Source organism: Dehalococcoidia bacterium, from assembly GCA_022451965.1.
In the GTDB taxonomy this organism is placed as follows: Bacteria; Chloroflexota; Dehalococcoidia; order Lucifugimonadales; family Lucifugimonadaceae; genus TMED-70.
Map to the genome: position 1 here is coordinate 60500 of JAKUNJ010000004.1, position 19222 is coordinate 79721.

The following is a 19222-nucleotide window of genomic DNA, read 5'->3' on the forward strand; positions in this document are numbered from 1 at the left end:
TAAGATGTTAGATAGATTTAAGGTTCCAGATGAAGATAAGATTTATGTTCCAGTTGAAAAAATAACTGAAGTTACTCAAAATATATTAAAAGCTTCTGGTGTTAGTGATGAAGGAGCTAAAAACTCTACTTCGGTTCTTATAGGTAATGACCTTAGAGGAGTTGAAACTCATGGAGTATCAAACGGGTTAAGGCTATATGTTGAAAATTATGCTTCTGGAAACTATAACTCAAAACCAAATATAAAAATTGTCAGAGAATCTGCAACTACTGCAAATATAGATGGAGATGGAGGATTAGGAGCTGAAATAGGTCCGATTGCTATGGAAATGGCAATAGAAAAAGCGGAAAAATATGGAATGGGAGCAGTTGTGGTTAGTAATACTGGTCATTTAGCTGGATGTGGATACTATCCACTTCAAGCTGTTGAAAAAGATATGATTGGGCAAGCGATGACCTCAGGCGGAGCAGGATTAACTGTACCTACATGGGGATCTGAACCAATATTAGGAACGAATCCTGTAGCATGGGCAGCTCCAACAAAAGAAATGCCTCCTTTTTTATTTGATATTGCAACAACTCAAATAGCATCAAATAAAATTGGCTTAGCAAGAAGAACTGGTGCCAAGCTTCTTCCTGGATGGATAACAGATAAAAATGGTGATCCAATTTTAGATGAAGTCGAAGCTCCTGAAAGACATGGAAGACACGGAGAATCAAATTACCATTTACTTCCATTTGGTGGTACTAGAGAAAATGGTTCTCACAAAGGTTTTGGCCTTGGAATGGTAGTTGAAATTATGACTAATGAACTATCTGGAATGGGACCAGCTCCTTTATTAAAACATGAAGGATCAGATTTTTTTGCAGCCTATTCAATCGATGCTTTTACTGATACCAATAAATTTAAAGAGGATATGGACGAACTCCTAAAAAGAATTATAGAATCCAAACCTGCTTCTGGTTATGAAAGAGTTGTTTATGCAGGATTTTTAGAAAATGAAGAATATCTAAAGAGATCTGAAGAGGGAATACCTTATCATAAGGAAGTAATAGAATGGTTTGAAAATCATTGTAATGAAATTGGTATTGATTGTGAGTTAAGATAATGCTAGAAAGATTCAAGGTTCCTGATAAAGATAAAATTTTTATTTCTGAATCTAAAATATATGATCTGACAAAAAGAGTCTTATTGGCTTCTGGAGTTTCAGAAAAGGGAGCAAATAATACAGCTTCAGTTCTTATAGGGAATGATATGAGAGGTATTGAAAGTCATGGCATTTCAAACGGGCTTAGACTTTACCTAAATAGATATAATTCAGGAGAAAATAATCCAACCCCTAAAATTAAAATTGTCAAAGAATCGCCCACTACTGCAAAAATTGATGGGGATGGAGCATTAGGTACAGAAATAGGACCTATGGCTATGGATATGGCAATAGAAAAGGCAAAAAAATATGGCATGGGATCTGTTTCTGTTATAAATACAGGTCACTTAGCTGGTTGTGGATATTATCCATTACAAGCTGTTAATGAAGATATGATTGGGCACTGTTTTACTGGTAGTCCTCCCAAACAAACTCTACCAACTTGGGGCTCCGAACCAATCTTAGGAACAAATCCTGTAGCTTGGGCTGCTCCTGCCAAAGAAATGCCTCCTTTTCTTTTTGATATTGCAACTTCTCAAGTTGCTGGGAATAAGATAGAACTTACTAGAAGAACAGGTGCAAAATTATTACCTTCATGGATTGCTGATCAAAATGGAGTGCCTATTATGGAAGAAATTGAAACCCCAGATAGGGGCCGATACCATTTGCTACCCTTCGGAGGAACAAGAGAAAATGGTTCACATAAAGGATTTGGATTAGGATTTGTAGGAGAAATGATGACTAATATATTATCCGGTGCAGGGCCAGGTATATTTAACGATCATCAAGGCTCTGATTTTTTTGTTGCATACTCTATTGATGCCTTTACTGATGTAGCAAAGTTTAAGGCTGATATGGATTCACTTTTAAAAAGGATTATTGAATCTAAACCAGCTACTGGATATGAAAGAGTTGTTTATGCTGGATATTTAGAAAATGAAGAATACGATAAAAGATCAAAAGATGGAATTCCATACCATTTTGAAGTTATAGAATGGTTTGAAAATTACTGTTTAAAAAATAAGATTGAATGTGATTTAAGGTAGACTTAAATTTCCATTTTTCTATTAGTGTAATTTCTACCAATTTTTGCTGCTTCTTCACTTTGACCAGCTATGACTCGTGCGCCTGAATCAATAACATCTTTTATATTTTCTGGAGTCCCCTCGCTTAGGAATTTTATATTATTTTTTTTACAGGCTTCTTTAACTCTTTCAGATGCATCAATAATTCTTTGATCGGGATTAGATCCTTTTACTCTATTTATTTTCATAGACATAGACATATCTCCAGGTCCCATTTCTGCAAAACCTATACCAGGTACGCTTAGTATTTGCTCACAATTATTTAATCCTTCCAATGTTTCAATCTTTAGGCCTAATAATAGCTCCCCATTAGGATTTAGTGGCCAAGGGTCAGCTTTTTCCATATATTCGTTATTATCTTCTAATCCCCACTTTAATTTAGCCATAAATTCTGATCCTACACCTCTTGTTCCATCCTTTAGTCCGAATCCTACGCCTCGATCATTTAGTTTATATCTACACGATTCTACAAAAGCTGATACTGCTTCAGGAGATGAAGCTTCACATAATAAAATACCATGAACTCCTCTAGCTAAAATTTGTCTAATTTGCCAAGCATTGTATCTGATAATTTCACCACTTTCACCCTGAACAGGTAATTCTATAATTACTGCTGGAGTAACATGACCGGAAGGAGTTGGCCCACCATCAACTAGACCTTGCATGTAGGATTCTAAACCTCCCATATCAAAAGGTCCATGCTCCATTCCAATATTTATATAATCTGCCCAAATTTTTGCATCTTTTTTCCCTTGTTCGTAAGTCAAGAAGTCTTTGGAAAATGAATGAAGACCGGTGTAGTATATGGGCTGATCATTTTCAAGCAATTCTATAGCTCTGTTAATTCTATTAGGCATAATTAAACTCCTCTGAAAAAGTTTTCGTTTTTTTGATATTTATGAAAATATAATACTATCTTTTAAAATAAAATAGTAAGTATGAACAAATATATTAATTTTTTCCTCTTGATAAGTCTTTTGACATTTATTAGTTGTCATATTCCTCCTTCACGTGAAATTCAAAATAAAGATTTTATAGAAATATCTTCTTTAATTGAATCTTCAGATAGAATATTAAATCTTTCTTTTGAAGGTGAAAAAATAGAATATCAAATTCAAGATGAAATGTATGTAAGTCTAGAGTTTATTGTTCAAGAAAAATTTATTGGATCTTCAAAAAAAGGTGAAAAAATATTTGTCACATTACATAAAAATTACTACGATAATCTTGTAAATAATAATGAAGATAAATTTGAATTCGAAATTAAGAATAATTATTTATTTTTTTTATTTGGAAGAGCAAAAAAGAATATTTTTCCAAAAGAATTAGGAGGAAGCCTTTGGTTTAATAATGGTAATCCTTCAATTTACGAAATAAAAGATGACAGAATAAAAATTATAAGTAAGAAAGAAGTGCTAAGTAGTCTTTCTGATGAATTTCAGGAAGTTGAATTAAATAGTTATTTTCTATTTAGAGATATGATTATAGAAGCTATAAACAAATGAAAAATATTTTTATATTACATGGTTCTGTAGGATATTTTGATGAGATTTTTTTTGGAATTTTGATTTTACTATTTTCTTTATTCATTGCTTATTCATATCTTAAAGCTAACAGAAGAAAAAAATTATTTTCAAAAAATAATAAAAAAACTAGGAAATAGCTCCTTTTTTTCTGAATTTTTCTATATCTTCTTTTGAGAAACCATTTTCAATCAATATTTTTTCTGTATGTTCTCCTAAAACAGGTGAAGGTGTTCTTAATGAACTTGGATTTTCAAGGAATTTAGCTACAAATCCAATGTTGTTATATTTACCTATTTTTGGATGTTCTAGTTCTACTTTCATATCTCTAAATTTAATTTGTTCATCGTTCCACACTTCTTTGATATTATAAATTGGTCCGCATGGAACACCTGCAACATCTAATATTTTGATCCATTCTTCTCTAGTTTTTAAAATAAATGTTTTTTCAAGCTCCTTTTCTAATTCCATCCTATTTTTTACTCTAGATACATTATCTACAAAAACTTCTTTACTCTTTATGTCTTGTCTTTGTATTGCATCACATAATCTCTCCCAATTACTTTGGTTTGGTGCAGCAACATTAAGGTATCCATCTTTTGTTTTTAGAGCTTGATAAGGGGCAGAAACTCTATGAGAGGATCCTAATGGTTCAGGTATCTCACCATCATAAAAGAAACCTGTAGATTCCCAAACTGTATATGCTAATGCTGATTCTAGCAGAGATACTTCTATATATTGCCCCTCCCCATTTTTTAATAAATTTATATATGCTGCTTGAATTGCAGACAAAGCAAACATTCCTGTATTTAGGTCTGCAATGGGTACACCTACTTTAGCAGGTGGATTATTAGGATGACCTGTTATGCCCATTAGCCCGCCCATTCCCTGTGCTACTAAATCAAATCCTGCTTTTTTTGAATATGGACCTGTTCTACCGAATCCAGATATTGAACAATAAATAATTTTTTTATTTATTTTTTTTAGCTCTTCATAACCAAGGCCTAATTTCTCCATCGTGCCAGTTCTATAGTTTTCTAAAACAACATCAGAATTTTCAACTAGTCTTTTCATTATTTTTATACCTTCTGGATTCTTAAAATCTATTACTATGGATTCTTTATTCCTGTTCAAATTCATAAATCCTACTGATTCTCCATTTATGAAAGGACCCCAAGTTCTTATATCGTCACCACCATTAGGTTTTTCTATCTTGATTACTTTAGCTCCCATATCACCCAGGATCATTGAGCAAAAAGGTCCAGCTAAAATTTGACTACAGTCTAAAACTTTTAATCCATCTAGTATTCCAGCATGATTTTTCATTTATTTTAACTTTCTATTTTTATTTTTTGTGGCGTTTTGAACAAATTGTATCTATTTATTATGATTTTGCATAATTAAGTTATAATGGTAAAAGAATTTTAAAAACTATAAAGAAATAAAAATTAGAATAACTGGAGGTCATTATGAATATGATCCTAACGGTTATCATTAGTATTTTAGTATCAGGTTTAATTTTTGGGATTTTAGGTTACTTTGTTAGATTTTTCACCGTAAGTGGTGAATTAAGAAGAACCAAAGATGTTGTTGAGGGACAATTAAGAAGAGCCGAGTCTCGAAGTAGAGAGATATTAGTTGAAGCAAAAGAAAATGCTTTACAAATAAAGAGCTCTGCTCAAGGAGAGATTAATAACAATAGAAGAGATCTGCAAAAATTAGAAACACAATTAGAAGCTAGAGAAGAAAATTTAAAAAAACAAAATGCTGAACTTAGAAGAAAAACAGATAATGTTGAAAAAAAAGATAAATCTCTTGATTTAGAACGAGAAAAGATTCAGAAAATCGAATCTGAACAACAAATCGAACTAGAAAAAATTTCTAATTACTCTGCTGATCAAGCAAGAGAAGTACTAATTGATAAAACCAATAAGAACATAGAATTTGAATTAGCAAAACTTTACAAAGATGCTGAAAATGAAATGCTTTCTACAGCAGATGAAAAAGCTAAAGAAATTTTAGCTGCTTCCATGCAAAGATTTGCATCTGAAGTAGTGGCTGAATCCTCTGTTTCTTCAATTGAACTCCCAAATGAAGAAATGAAAGGAAGAATTATAGGAAGAGAAGGGAGGAATATTAGAGCTCTAGAGAATTTTACAGGTGTAGATTTGATAGTAGATGAAGAGCCTAAGTCCATATCTGTTTCATGTTTTGATCCTATTAGAAAACAGACAGCAGTTTTAGCAATTAATTCCTTAATCAAAGATGGAAGAATACATCCTGCAAGAATTGAAGAATTAGTAGAAAAATCCAAAAATGAGGTTAATATAGAAGTAAGAAACGCAGGCCAAAAAGCAATTTTTGAAACTAATGTAAAAGGCTTGAATAATGAAATTGTAGAGCTTATGGGAAGGTTGAAGTATAGGTATTCATACGGAGAAAATGTTCTTCAACACTCTATTGAAGTTGGTAGATTTGCTGGAATACTTGCTGCTCAAATAGGTCTAGATGTTGAAATATGTAAGACTGCAGGTTTTTTGCATGATCTTGGTAAAGCATTAACTCATGAAATTGAGGGTCCTCATGCTGAAATTGGGGCTGATATAGCAGAAAGAAATAATCTTTCTCCGAAAATTGTGACAGCAATTAGAGAACACCACGATAGAGAAATGTCTTCTGCAGAAAGTTATGTAGTTGCAGCGGCAGATGCAATTAGTGCTGCTAGACCAGGTGCTAGAAACGACTCTTTGGAAAGATATATTGAAAGGCTTACTGCCCTAGAAGAAATTGCTCTAAGCTTTGATGGGGTAGAAAAATGTTTTGCCATTCAAGCTGGAAGAGAAATAAGAGTTATGGTTAACCCTGAATCTATTGATGATTCTAGAGCATCCACCTTAGCTAGAGATATTTCTAATGAAGTAAAGGAAAAATTAAATTTCCCTGGTCAAATAAAAATAATTGTAATAAGAGAAACTAGGGCTATAGAAACTACTGGAGATTATAGTTAGGAGAAAATTTGAAAACCTTAATGATTGGCGATATCGTTGGGAAAGGTGGTAGAAAAACTCTTAAGATTGTTTTACCTGAAATTATAAAAAAAGAAAAAATAGATTTTGTTATAGCACAAGGTGAGAATTCTGCAGGTGGGTTCGGTCTAACAAAAAAAATATCAAATGAATTCTTTGATTCAGGAGTTAATGTTATTACTTCGGGTAATCATATTTGGGATAAACCAGATATTTACGATGAACTAGACAAAATAAACTCTAGAGTCTTAAGACCTCATAATTATCCTTCGGATAAACCAGGGACAGGGATATATTTCAATAATAACTTGGCAGTTATAAATTTATTAGGGTCAGTTTGGATGGGAAAAGTTGATTCTCCTTTTAACTTAATTGGGTCTTTATTAGATGATTTACCAAATGTTCCTATTTTTTTAGATTTTCATGCTGAAGCTACTTCAGAGAAAGCCGCTATGGCATGGTATTTAGACGGTAAAATTTCTGCATTAGTAGGCACTCATACTCATGTAGCTACTAGTGATAATAAAATTTTACCATCAGGAACAGCATTTGTTTCAGACTTAGGTATGGTAGGTGCAAAAAATAGCATATTAGGTATGGATAAAGATGCTTCTATATCAAGATTTTTTAATGGTAAAAGAAATAGAATGACCCCTATAGAAAAAGGTGAAATGATATTTAATTCTGTGCTAATAGAAATTGATAATCTATCTAAAAAAGCAGTATCTATATCAAGATTAGATAAAGAAATAAGTATTTGATGTTTGCAGATTTACATATTCATACGGATTATTCTGATGGAATATATTCTCCTGAGTCTATAATAAAAAAATCTTTGAAAGCCAAATTAACTAAAATATCCATTACCGATCATGATATTTTTTTAGGGAACTTGGAAGCTAGAGAAATAGCAAAAAAAAAAAGATATAAACTAGAAATTATTCCTGGAGTAGAATTCTCAGCATTTACTCAGAATAAAGAAATTCATATTATTGGTCTTTTTATAGATTTTGAAAATTATAAAATTATAAATCTTGTTAATGATCTTCAAATAAGAAGAAAAAAAACAGTGCAAAATATAATTAATTACCTCAATCAAAAGGCAGTAAATATATCTTATGAAGAGGTCTTAAGTTTGGCAAAAGGGTCAATAGGTCGCCCTCATATAGCTCATGAATTGATAAATAAAGGATACGCCTTAAGTGTAAATGATGCTTTTGATAGATATTTATCAAATAATATACTTGGTGATGTTAGAGAACCTAGTTTATCTATTAAGAATGCTATTAAGGTAATTAAAGATGCAGGTGGTATTTCAGTTTATGCTCATCCTAATTTAACTGATAAAAACTTTTTTAATGATTTGAGAGAAATGAAAGAAATAGGACTAGATGGTATAGAGGTATCCTCCCCAAGATATGGATTATCAAGACAAAAAGAATTAATGGAAATTTGCAATAAGTTAAATCTTATAAAGTCTGGGGGTAGTGACTTTCATGGATTCCATAAAGGCATAGATATAGAACCTAAAAATGGAATAAATGAGATAGAGTTTAAAAATTTGATAAGATCTATAGAATAAAAATGCTTACAGATTTTTTATTAATAATTATTTTATACTTAATTGGATCATTTCCTACATCATATTTTTATGGAAATTTTTTTCTTAATAAAAATATACTATTAGAAGGAAGTAGCCATTCGGGTCTTTCTAATATTTACAGATACCTAAGCTTTTATAAAATATTAATGATTCTCTTTTTTGATGTAGTTATAAAAGGTGCTTTACCTTCATATATATTATCTTCGTATTTATCAGATTTAACTAATTATCTTATTGCTTTAGTTGTTGGGCATAATTTCTCAATATTTTTGAAATTCAAAGGAGGCAGGGGCTTGGCAATATCCCTAGGAATATTATTAGGAGCTAAAATAGAATTATTTTTTACTGTTCTTATAATATTTTTAATATTATGGGCAATTGTAAAGTTTAAGGATAGTTCATGGCCTTGGTTGGTTAGTCTAATAATAACTACTATCACTTATTTATATGATTATCATTTAGGAAATTTTTTCTTTGATAGTGAATATAAAAATATTAAGCTTCTCTTATTTTCAATCTTATTATTATTAATTTTTACCAGAATCTTAGGAAAAAGAAATTATAGTAGGATTAACTATAAGACTATAATTTATAGAATATTTTTCGATAGAGATAATTTCTAAATGCAATGTTATAATCATAAAAATATTGAGACACTTTTGAATTGCTCAAGATGTAATAAGCCTATATGTAATAGATGCACTACTGATTCCTATGTTGGTATTAAATGCAAAGACTGTGGATCTATAGGGAGGCCAGATATTTTAAATGTTTCTTTTATCGATTTTCTAAGAGTATTTTCTCTTTCCTTTTTATTTTCTGTAATAATTGGTTTTTTGTATTCTATGATTTTGATAACTTTACTTAATATCGATTTACTTGGGAATATTCAATCTACTGCACTTATGTTTATAAGAATTATAACCTTAATTTTTCTTGTTTTTTTTGGTGTTGTTAATGGCGAGTTAGTGAAAAAATTATCTAATAAAAAAATAAATAAAATATTTCCTATAATTGCTGCCTTAAGCACATTATTATTATGGTTAGTTATTTATTTCATCTTTTCATCACTTTTTAGTTCATACATTAATTGGTGGTATCAGTTTTTTTATCAACCTGTGTCTATGCTTGGCTTAGGAATAGGAATATACTTATCATACGCAAGATTAAAATGAGGATAAATGAAAAAAACTAAGATAGAAAAATTAGAAACTATACTTTGGGACAGGTGGCTACTACTCAAAATTTATTGTGAGGATGGTACAGTTGGAATTGGTGAAGCTGGAGTTCATGGATGGCAGAGACCAACTAAATCTATGATCGAAACTATGGAGCCTTATCTTATAGGAAAAGACCCTTCACTTATTGAGCATCATTATCAATGGTTATATCGGTCAAGTCATTTTATGGGATCTATTGTACAAGGAGCCTTATCAGCGATTGATATAGCTTTATGGGACATAAAAGCTAAAAGGCACGATGTGCCAATTTATGAATTGCTTTCAGGTAAAACTAGAGAAAAAGTTAGATGTTATATGCATGTTGGAATGTATAACTCTGAATTAAAATCTAAAAAAGGTACCACTGATGCATTAGTAGAGGATGCTAAAAAAGCAGTTGAAAGAGGTTTTACAGCAATAAGATTTTCTCCATATAATGAAAAATTTTATTTACATAAATCATTTAGCGAATGGGCAAATGAATCTGTAATTAATGTAGGGGCAGTAAAAGAGGCTGTTGGAGATTCTGTAGATATTTGTGTAGAAATTCATAGACAAATGAGTCCTGCAGAAGGTATCAGTCTAGGTAAATTATTAGAACAGTTTACCCCCTTTTTTTATGAAGATCCTATGTTACCAGATTCACCAAATCTAATGGCAGACATTCAAAATAATTGTAATATTCCAATAGCTACTGGAGAGAGATTTACTAGTATTTTCGAATTTCAACAACTACTTGAAGCTAAGGCTACTAGTTATATTAGACCTGATTTATGTTTGGCAGGTGGTATTACTGGATGTAAAAAAATTTCAGCAATGGCAGAATCTCATCACGTAAAAGTAATTCCTCATAATCCTCTTTCTCCTGTTTCTACAGCTGCCTGTGTACAATTAGATGCTTCAATACCTAATTTTGCCTTACAAGAATTTACTGGCGAAGATAAGCCTCCTAAAAGTGACCTTATTATTAATCCAATTAAGCTAGAAAATGGATATCTTATAGTCCCTGATAGCCCAGGATTAGGAATTACCTTAAATGAAAAAAGTTTAAGTTTAGGAGAGAATCCTAAGATTCTTGATACACCAATAGGATTTGATGGTTCAGTTCAGGACAGATAATCTATATATGCTATCTTTCCATATCTTTAATATCCTTAGGAATATTAGCTGATAAATTTTTTGGGCCACTAGCATCTATTAGTATATTATCTTCAATTCTTATTCCTATATTTGAATATTTTTTTGTTATTTTTTGAGCCATATCTCCAAAATATAATCCAGGCTCTATTGTCAAAATCATTCCTTCTTCAAATTTTGTATAATTTTCTTCAACATCTCTATAGCTACCTGCATCATGTACATCAAGTCCCAGCCAATGAGATGTTGAGTGCATATAAAAAGGGAAATATAATCTTTTTTCTATTATTTCATCTAAAGATTCTTTTAGTATACCCAAATGCTTCAAGCCTTGAATCAGAGTTTTCAATGCTTTTTTATGAGGATCATTTATTGAATTCCCTAATTTACATTCACTGATAGCATCTATATTTGCCTGAAGAACTATTTCATATATATCTTTTTGTTCAGAAGTAAATGTACCATTTACAGGCCAAGTTCTAGTAATATCTGCAGAATAATAATCCCACTCAGATCCTGCATCAATTAGTATTAGGTCGTTATCTTCTAGCTGCTTGTTATTACTAACGTAATGTAAAATGCATGCATTTCTACCAGAAGCAACAATGGAAGGATAACCATTTCTTTTTGCACCTGACATTCTAAATTCTTTTTCTAATATTTCTTGTACTTCATACTCAAAGAGACCTATAGATGTTTTTTTAATAGCTTCCCTAAACCCATTTGAAGTAATATCAATTGCTTTTTGAAGAACATTTATTTCTTCATTAGATTTTTTCAATCTCATGAGATCAATCAATACTGAAGGATCTATTATCATTGGATTCGGTATCCCAATCCTTGATTTGATTTTCTTAAATTGTTCTAAGCCTTCAATTATTAATTTATCAATCTTCTCAGATGATCCTAGGTTATAATAAATTTTTTCACATGAAAGTAAAATTTCAATAAATCTTTCTGTTTCATCATTTTTATATGAATCATTGGCTAAGTAAAATGATTTAGCTTTTTCATTACCAATTTTATAACCTGTCCAAACTTCCTCTTCAATCTTTTTTTCTTGAAGAAAAAGTATATATTTTTCTGAATCTTTTTTTAGCATCATCATTAATGCATCTGCTTCTTCTATTCCAGTTAAATACCAAAATATAGAATCTTGTCTAAAATCAAAATTAACATCATTGTTCCTAACTTTCTCAGTTTCTCCTCCGACTAACAAAACTGAATTTTCCTCCATATTTTGGAAAAGTATATTTCTTCTATTTTGATATTGTTTTTGATCTAAAATTTTCATTCTATAAAATATCTATTTTTATACCATTTAAGCTCTTCAATACTTTCTCTTATATCATCTAAGGCTAAATGAGCATTTTTTTTCCTTGGCTCAACTTTTGAAGGTTTATACCATCGCTTTATGACTTCCTTAAGAGAAGATACATCTACCATTCTATAATTTAAGTATGAATCTAAAAGAGGCATTTCTTTATGAATAAACCTTCTATCTATATGAATTGAATTTCCACAAAGTATACCCTTATTTTTATTTACCCATTTTGATATAAAATCTACATTTTTTTTGTCTGCATCTTCAATTGTTATTTCAGATACCTTAACAGCTTCTAATAAACCTGATTTTGTATGAATCTTAAGTGGCCAATCTTCTATGATCTCTAGTTCTTTCTCAGATCTGTTGATAACTAAGTTTGGTCCTTCTTCAAGTATTTCTAAATTTTTATCAGTAATTATGCATGCTGTTTCTATAATCACTTGATCATCAGATAATCCAGTAAATTCTAGATCCATCCAAATTAGATTATTATCATTGATCATATAGGTAATAATGTATTATTATTTATTAGTACTAATATTATCAAATGAAGAAAATCTACACTATTCCAATTAATGAGAAAAAGATATTTCAATTATATAAATTATGGTTAAATAATGGTTATGAGACAGAAAAAGATATAGATATCAAAAAAAATCATTTGTTAGGATCTGAAAAAGAAATAACAAATATCAAACTTTTTACTTATGAATTAGATGATCAAATTAAGAGTTCTTGCATAACTTTATATGACAAGAAACTAAGAACTTTGGCCGGATTAGGAGAAGTTTGTACAGAAAAAAAATCTAGAGGTAATGGTTATGCAAAAGACCTTTGTAATGATGCAAAAGAAGATTTTTTTTCAAATAAAGAATCAGAAGGAATTTTTTTAGGTACAGTTAATCCTGTAGCTCAAAAAATTTATGAAAATTTAGGATGGATACAGATACGTAATTCAAAAGTTATGTTTAATTCCAGACAAAATATAGATTTTGATGAATTCATTTATGATTTTTATAATAATAATCAGTCATTAACACTATCAAAAGGTTCTTCTGAACATAGGATTCCGATTATTGCATATTTTTTATCAGAGATTAATGAATTCAAGGTAGACTTAAATGCTGGTATTATTGGGAATAATTTTTCATCAATGTGCCTAAGTGCCTATAATAAGTTTGAAAGTATAAGAAATAATTTTGGAGATTGGTTTGTGATATCTGACAACAGAAATAAAATTTTTGCTATATCTACTATTAAGAACATAGATGAAAATAACATAAGAATCGATGGCAATTACAAAAAAAATTATAAAAACGAGTTTATAAACTTGATTAAGTCAAATATAGATAGCGTTAATAATCTAAACTTGAATTCACTTTATGTAAATATTCTAGAAAAAGATTTAGAAAAAAAAGAAATATTCAATCAATTAGGATTTATTGAAAAAAAAGAAAAAATATTAATAGAAGGAAAAATTTTTTCAACTTTAATTTTGAACTAGGATTTATCCATTTTTTGATTAAACTTTTCCTCTAAAATTGTTTTATAGAAAAATTTATTAGCACCTTCAGAGTCATTATATGATTTTAATAATTCCTCTTTCTCTTTATTGAGTGTTCTAGCAATACCTTCTCTATGATCTATTGCAATTTCTAGAATTTTAGGGTCAATCTTTGTTTTAGAATAAATAACAGGATATCTATTATTATGCATTTTAAATTCAATGCCAACTGAAATTAAATTTTTTATTATTTCTTTATACTTATCTTTTTTCATAAATTTCAATATCATATTACTCATAAATTATTCAAAATCTATATTAATTTTTATGAAAGATGAAAAAATATCTATAGACCTTCATGGTATGCGTGCTTCGGAAGCTATTATTGCTATTGAAGAACATATTTATAACTGTATTAATCTAAATTATTCACAAGTTAGAATAGTCCATGGACACGGAACAGGAGTCTTGAAAAGAATTACAGAAGAAGTTTTAGAAAAGTCTGAATTTATTAAGGATTTTTATGCTGATCATAATTACAGTTCTACTATAGGCAACTTAATTTACTAGAAATTTCTAATAATTACTGCAATTAATGCTCCTATCACAAACCATAATGTCCATCTAAACCACCATAATTTATATAATTCCTTAAATTTATCCATTATTTTTCCCTACTTTATGATTTAGTTTTTTAATTGCCTCTAACATTTCATATTCTAAATTTGAAACTACTTCTTCTACAGAGGTAATATCATCTATTCTGCCTATACCCTGTCCTGAACCCCAGATATCCTTCCAGGTTTTTGGTTTCTTTGTTGATTCGAAATTCATTTGACTTTTGTCTCCATCGGGAAGATTATTAGGATCCAATCCTGCATTACTTATTGATCCTTTTAAGTAGTTTCCTGGTATGCCTGAAAAATATGAAGTATAGAGTATATCTTCAGCAGTACTATCAAGAATCATTTTTTTATAAATTTCATTGGCATTAGATTCGTAAGTTGGAATAAATCTAGATCCAACATATGCTAAATCTGCCCCCAAAGTTAGTGCTGATGCAATCGAATATCCGTCACCTATAGAACCAGATAATAATATTGTTCCATCAAACCACTCTTTTACTTCTCTTAGTAAAGCAAAAGGTGATAAATTCCCCCCATGACCACCAGCTCCTGAACAAACTAAAATTAAACCATCTACTCCTAAACCAGCAGCTTTTTTTGCATGACGAATACTTATAACATCATGAAATACAATTCCTCCATAACTATGAGCAGCTTCAATAATTTCATCAGGTGGTCTCAAGCTAGTTATAATTATTGGGACTTTATGATCAACACATGTTTCCATATCAGAAATTAATCTTTTATTTGATTTATGACAAATTTGATTTACAGCAAAAGGAGCAGCTTTTTTTTCAGGATTCTTTATTTCGAACTCATTTATTCCATCTTTTATTTGATTTATCCATCCATTTAAAGTTTCAGGTTTTCTAGCATTTAATGCTGGGAATGAACCTACAACTCCTGAAATACATTGACTGATAACTAAATTAGGGTTTGAAATTGTAAACATAGGTGCCGCAACCACAGGGATTCTTAAATTAAAACTATTTATTTTATACATACTATTTTTTATTATGTTTATGATATTTTACTATCAAATTTCCATTACCTAATCTTAACAAAATTACGATAAAATTAGTATATATGTGATTTTAGGAGTTGATATTGCAAAATTCTAACGATATTGATCAGTTGATTAACCAAAATCAAAGGAAATTTGGTAAAAAGACAATTATTTATTTAGTACTTTTTATAATTATTTCACTTGCTCTCATATCATGGTATCTGATTAATGATTCTACAGAAAATTCTGTTACCATTTCTTATGAAGAATATTTGGTAAAAAAAGGAACAATAGCTGATTTGATGATTGCTTCTGGAAGTACTAATATTGAAAACAAAATTAATCTATCATTTAATACAAATGGAACAATAACTTCGATAGTAGTGAATGAGGGAGAAAATGTTTCAAAAGGTAATATTCTTGCTGAGCTAGATTCTAAAGATTTACTTAATAATTTAGAGAGACAAAAATTACAAATTAAGTCCGCTGAATATGCTGTAAGTCAGGCACAAAAAAATCTTGATGATTTATTAAATTATCCTTCTGATGAACAATTAAAATCCGCACAAGAATTAGTCAGTCAAGCCAAAGCAAATTTTATAACCGCCCAAGAAAATTATGATAATCTTTTGAACCCATTAGATTCTGAATTTGATTCAGTATCAAAACTTATTGAGCAGGCTAAATATAATACGGAAAATACTAAATTACTAATTTCTAATGCAGAAAATACTTTATCTTCAAATAAAATTTTACTTATAGAATCTGTAAATAATTACTGTGATGAAGTATGGGATGGTTTAGGGCTTCCAAATATAAATGATGCCTGTTCTGGTGAACAAAATCTCCCTCTTTCAAAGCAAATTACAGATAATATTTTGAAAGAAGTTTTTAAGTGTTGTGATGCAAATACAACTAAAATGAATTTATCTAAGTCTTTAATAAATACTAATTCAAACTATCAATCATCAATTAAACAAATAGAAGTTCTAAATGTCCAATTGGATAGTGCAAATGCAAGCTTGAAAGAAGCTCAAAATACTCTAGATAGCTTAAGGAATCCTACTCAAAATGATATTAACAGGCTAAAATATCTTGAGGAGCAAGCTGAAACAAACCTTCAAAAGACTATAAATACATTAGAGGAAATTTTGGGTGGCGCAAAGATTGAAGACATAGCTCTTGCTGAAGAAAATCTTGCCCAAGCAGAATCCAATTTATATATCCAAGAGCTTTTAGTTGATCAGGCAGAAGAAAATTTATCAAAAACAAAATTATATGCATCCTTTGATGGTCAAATATCATCAGTGAATTTTAAAGAAGGAGAATTTATAGCTTCAGGTCAAAATATTATGACTCTTACAGATGCAAAAACAACAGAAATGACGATTATTGCTTCAGAAGCAGAATTTGTTGAGATGGAAGAAGGAATGTATGGTATTGTGGCTCTTGATTCAAAACCCGAATCTCCTCTTATAATACAAGTAGTTTCGATATCTGATGTACCCAATGTTCAGCAAGGTGTAGTCACTTACCCAGTTAGGGCAAGGTTTATTAGAGGTTTTGAGGTTATTACAGTGATTGATAAATTTAGACCCCTCATACAATCATTAATAGGAACTATAGATCCAAGTTCTCTAACTAATATTCCCGGAGGTGGATTTCCTGGAAGTATTGGTCAAAGCCAAAACTCAAATAATGAATTTGACTTAAATAACTTAGATGTAAATAGCCCTTTATTAGATTTTTTATCTGGTGAATTACCTGCAGAGGGCATGAATGGAACGGTTACTCTGTTGCAAGAATCTGTTGAGAATGTGATCACTATACCATCTGAAGCAATAATTGTTGATAGGAATATCAAGAAAGTAATTTCATCATATAATCAAGATGATATTATCTATACACAAATAGAGACTGGATTAACAGATGGAAATATGACTGAAATAACTAAAGGTTTGAATGAAGGCAACAAAATATACATCAGAAGAGAATCAACTAATGGATCAAGTGAATCAACATCAAGGTCTTTTGAAGATGTTACAAATAATAGACCTGCCCCTATGGGTCCTCCTGGGCCAAGAGGAGATGGAATAGGAAGATGATTCGCTTAGAAAATGTAAGTAAGGTTTTTGATACAGGTTATAATCAAGTTAGAGCTTTAACAGATGTAAATATTAGTGTTAATCAAGGGGAATTTATATCTATAAAAGGACCATCAGGTTCGGGTAAAAGTACAATGATGAACATAATAGGATTGCTTGATAGACCAACAAATGGGAAATATATTCTAGCAAATAATGATGTTTCAAAATTAAATGATAATACTAGATCACATATAAGAGGAAGTATATTTGGATTTGTTTTTCAATCCTATAATTTGATACCTAGACTTGCAGCTGTAAATCAGGTAGAAATGCCATTAATCTACAGAAAAGAAAAAAATAGAAGGAAAAAATCTGTTTTAGCTCTAAATAGAATGGGGCTTTTAGAGAGAATAAATCATTCTCCAGTTGAACTATCAGGTGGAGAGCAGCAAAGAGTTTCTATAGCTAGGGCTTTAGTTGGGGAACCAAAAATAATACTTGCAGATGAACCGACTGGTGCATTAGATACAAAAACAGGAGATGAGATTATAGAAATTTTCAAAGAACTTTCAGAAAGTGGAATAACAGTAATCATAATAACCCATGATAATGCAGTTGCAAAAAAAACTTCTCGTATCATAGAAATGAAAGATGGTATGGTTCAGTGAATATTTTTGATGCAGTAAAATTTGCTTTTAGGTCGATAATTTCTACACCTTTGAGAAGTGGACTTACAGCATTAGGAGTAATTGTCGGAGTGACATCTGTAATAGTCTTAGTATCCTTAGGACAAGGAATAAGAAAGCAAGTTGAAGATGAGATTACAGCTTTGGGTACTAATTTGTTATTCATAACAGCCAGATCAGAAGATTCTTCTACCGGGGTTTCTGGAGGAAGAAACTCTGGGATAACATTAACTCTAAGTGATGCTGAAAAACTCTCATCTAGAAATATTAATGGGATAAGAAGCCTTGCACCTCAAATAGATTTTCCTGCACAACTAATCGCCGGAGATTATAATGTAGAGGCGAATGTATTTGGAACTACTCCAGAATATATGGATGTTATTTCTACTCAAACTAGCCTCGGCGAATTTATAACTCAAAAAGATGTTGATACCAAAGCTCTAAGGATGGTATTAGGATCAGAAATTAAGGAATCTCTTTTTCCTGATATCGATCCGGTTGGAAAAATTGTTAGATTAAGTCTATTTAACAGATTTGATTTTAGATTCTTAGTAACAGGAGTTATGAAAGCAAAAGGTGGTGATGGCGATGAAGATTTTTCTGTATATATTCCTGTTTCTACCATGCAAAATAGAATTGGTTTTCTAAGAAATCCTACTGGAGATGTGAATGTATTTTCTATAATTGTTAGATCTACCGAAGATGCAGATAAAACTGTTGTTTCAGACACAATTACTAAGGAGTTGCAAAATATCCATGAAGTTGATGAACCTGATTTTGAAATAACTAGTATGGACCAACTCCTAGAAGCAGCCAATCAAGTTACTCAAGCTCTTACTCTATTCTTAGGATCAATAGCAGGCATTTCGTTGTTAGTTGGAGCAATTGGAGTAGGAAATATTATGTTAGTAAGTGTGACTGAAAGAACTCGAGAAATTGGAACTTTAAGATCTATTGGTGCTACCAAGTTTGATATTAGGCTTCAATTTATAACTGAAGCATTGACTATTTGTTTGATAGGTGGAATATTAGGGATTTTAATAGGAATTATAATATCCTTAAATTTAGGCGGAATATCTTTTCAGGATGAGTTAGGAGATGAAACGAATTTACCTGCTGTTATAACCCCCATAAGTGTAATTATCGCTTTTCTAGTATCTCTTCTTGTAGGATTAATTAGTGGCGCTTATCCTGCATATAGAGCCTCAGAGTTAGACCCTATCGAAGCACTAAGAAGTGAATAAA

General features: G+C 30.5%; 21 protein-coding genes. 15 read left to right on the plus strand and 6 right to left on the minus strand.

Going from position 1 to position 19222, the window contains the following annotated elements:
• Positions 1–4 precede the first annotated feature (4 nt).
• Positions 5–1108 (plus strand): Ldh family oxidoreductase, encoded by a 1104-nt coding sequence (locus MK083_02190; GenBank protein ID MCH2673266.1) that lies wholly within the window; start codon positions 5–7, stop codon positions 1106–1108.
• Positions 1108–2193, plus strand: coding sequence for an Ldh family oxidoreductase (locus MK083_02195; GenBank protein ID MCH2673267.1), 1086 nt, complete (start codon positions 1108–1110; stop codon positions 2191–2193). Before MK083_02190 ends, MK083_02195 begins: the two co-directional genes overlap by 1 nt.
• Before the next feature lie 2 nt (positions 2194–2195).
• Here MK083_02195 and MK083_02200 read toward each other — a convergent pair whose 3' ends face one another.
• Positions 2196–3089, minus strand: coding sequence for an aldolase/citrate lyase family protein (locus tag MK083_02200; GenBank protein ID MCH2673268.1), 894 nt, complete (start codon positions 3087–3089; stop codon positions 2196–2198).
• A gap of 81 nt (positions 3090–3170) precedes the next feature.
• Between MK083_02200 and MK083_02205 the strand changes: the two genes are divergently transcribed.
• A complete protein-coding gene (locus tag MK083_02205) occupies positions 3171–3737 on the plus strand; it encodes a hypothetical protein (protein MCH2673269.1) in 567 nt (188 codons plus the stop codon).
• Positions 3734–3895 (plus strand): hypothetical protein, encoded by a 162-nt coding sequence (locus MK083_02210; GenBank protein ID MCH2673270.1) that lies wholly within the window; start codon positions 3734–3736, stop codon positions 3893–3895. The genes MK083_02205 and MK083_02210 overlap by 4 nt, the downstream gene beginning before the upstream one ends.
• Here MK083_02210 and MK083_02215 read toward each other — a convergent pair.
• A complete protein-coding gene (locus MK083_02215; GenBank protein MCH2673271.1) occupies positions 3885–5081 on the minus strand; it encodes a CoA transferase in 1197 nt (398 codons plus the stop codon). The two genes, MK083_02210 and MK083_02215, sit on opposite strands and share 11 nt — an antisense overlap.
• Before the next feature lie 143 nt (positions 5082–5224).
• Between MK083_02215 and rny the strand changes: the two genes are divergently transcribed.
• From rny to MK083_02245, 6 genes are read left to right on the plus strand one after another with little or no spacing between them, the layout of a single operon-like run.
• Positions 5225–6763 (plus strand): ribonuclease Y, encoded by a 1539-nt coding sequence (gene rny, locus MK083_02220; GenBank protein ID MCH2673272.1) that lies wholly within the window; start codon positions 5225–5227, stop codon positions 6761–6763.
• A gap of 20 nt (positions 6764–6783) precedes the next feature.
• Positions 6784–7542 (plus strand): YmdB family metallophosphoesterase, encoded by a 759-nt coding sequence (locus MK083_02225; GenBank protein ID MCH2673273.1) that lies wholly within the window; start codon positions 6784–6786, stop codon positions 7540–7542.
• The gene (locus MK083_02230) at positions 7542–8363 is read left to right on the plus strand and encodes a PHP domain-containing protein (GenBank protein ID MCH2673274.1); all 822 of its coding nucleotides are present in this window, start codon (positions 7542–7544) and stop codon (positions 8361–8363) included. Before MK083_02225 ends, MK083_02230 begins: the two co-directional genes overlap by 1 nt.
• Positions 8364–8365: 2 nt before the next feature.
• Complete coding sequence (locus tag MK083_02235; protein MCH2673275.1) at positions 8366–9007, plus strand: glycerol-3-phosphate acyltransferase; 642 nt, start codon at positions 8366–8368, stop codon at positions 9005–9007.
• 36 nt (positions 9008–9043) lie between these two features.
• On the plus strand, positions 9044–9559 hold the full coding sequence (locus MK083_02240) for a hypothetical protein (protein MCH2673276.1): 516 nt from the start codon (positions 9044–9046) through the stop codon (positions 9557–9559).
• A gap of 6 nt (positions 9560–9565) precedes the next feature.
• A complete protein-coding gene (locus tag MK083_02245; GenBank protein MCH2673277.1) occupies positions 9566–10723 on the plus strand; it encodes a mandelate racemase/muconate lactonizing enzyme family protein in 1158 nt (385 codons plus the stop codon).
• 10 nt (positions 10724–10733) lie between these two features.
• Here MK083_02245 and MK083_02250 read toward each other — a convergent pair whose 3' ends face one another.
• Positions 10734–12035: an aminopeptidase P family protein gene (locus tag MK083_02250; protein ID MCH2673278.1), complete on the minus strand. Its 1302-nt coding sequence runs from the start codon at positions 12033–12035 to the stop codon at positions 10734–10736.
• Positions 12032–12571, minus strand: coding sequence for an oligoribonuclease (orn, locus tag MK083_02255; protein ID MCH2673279.1), 540 nt, complete (start codon positions 12569–12571; stop codon positions 12032–12034). The genes MK083_02250 and orn overlap by 4 nt, the downstream gene beginning before the upstream one ends.
• Positions 12572–12615: 44 nt before the next feature.
• On the opposite strand from orn, the gene MK083_02260 reads away from it, so the two are divergent.
• On the plus strand, positions 12616–13572 hold the full coding sequence (locus MK083_02260; protein ID MCH2673280.1) for a hypothetical protein: 957 nt from the start codon (positions 12616–12618) through the stop codon (positions 13570–13572).
• Here the strand turns inward: MK083_02260 and MK083_02265 are convergent.
• Positions 13569–13847 carry a hypothetical protein gene (locus tag MK083_02265; protein ID MCH2673281.1) on the minus strand — a complete coding sequence of 93 codons (279 nt, stop codon included), beginning with the start codon at positions 13845–13847 and terminating at the stop codon, positions 13569–13571. The two genes, MK083_02260 and MK083_02265, sit on opposite strands and share 4 nt — an antisense overlap.
• A 52-nt stretch (positions 13848–13899) precedes the next feature.
• Here MK083_02265 and MK083_02270 point away from each other — a divergent pair, with 52 nt between their 5' ends.
• Positions 13900–14142 (plus strand): Smr/MutS family protein, encoded by a 243-nt coding sequence (locus MK083_02270; protein MCH2673282.1) that lies wholly within the window; start codon positions 13900–13902, stop codon positions 14140–14142.
• An 87-nt stretch (positions 14143–14229) separates the two neighbouring features.
• Here the strand turns inward: MK083_02270 and MK083_02275 are convergent, their stop codons facing one another.
• On the minus strand, positions 14230–15201 hold the full coding sequence (locus MK083_02275) for a nitronate monooxygenase family protein (GenBank protein MCH2673283.1): 972 nt from the start codon (positions 15199–15201) through the stop codon (positions 14230–14232).
• A 104-nt stretch (positions 15202–15305) separates the two neighbouring features.
• Between MK083_02275 and MK083_02280 the strand changes: the two genes are divergently transcribed.
• The 3 genes from MK083_02280 to MK083_02290 are packed head-to-tail and all read left to right on the plus strand — an operon-like array spanning position 15306 to position 19221.
• Positions 15306–17309: a biotin/lipoyl-binding protein gene (locus tag MK083_02280; GenBank protein MCH2673284.1), complete on the plus strand. Its 2004-nt coding sequence runs from the start codon at positions 15306–15308 to the stop codon at positions 17307–17309.
• Positions 17306–17959 carry an ABC transporter ATP-binding protein gene (locus MK083_02285; GenBank protein MCH2673285.1) on the plus strand — a complete coding sequence of 218 codons (654 nt, stop codon included), beginning with the start codon at positions 17306–17308 and terminating at the stop codon, positions 17957–17959. Before MK083_02280 ends, MK083_02285 begins: the two co-directional genes overlap by 4 nt.
• Positions 17956–19221, plus strand: coding sequence for an ABC transporter permease (locus MK083_02290; protein MCH2673286.1), 1266 nt, complete (start codon positions 17956–17958; stop codon positions 19219–19221). Before MK083_02285 ends, MK083_02290 begins: the two co-directional genes overlap by 4 nt.
• The last annotated feature ends 1 nt before the right edge of the window (position 19222 follow it).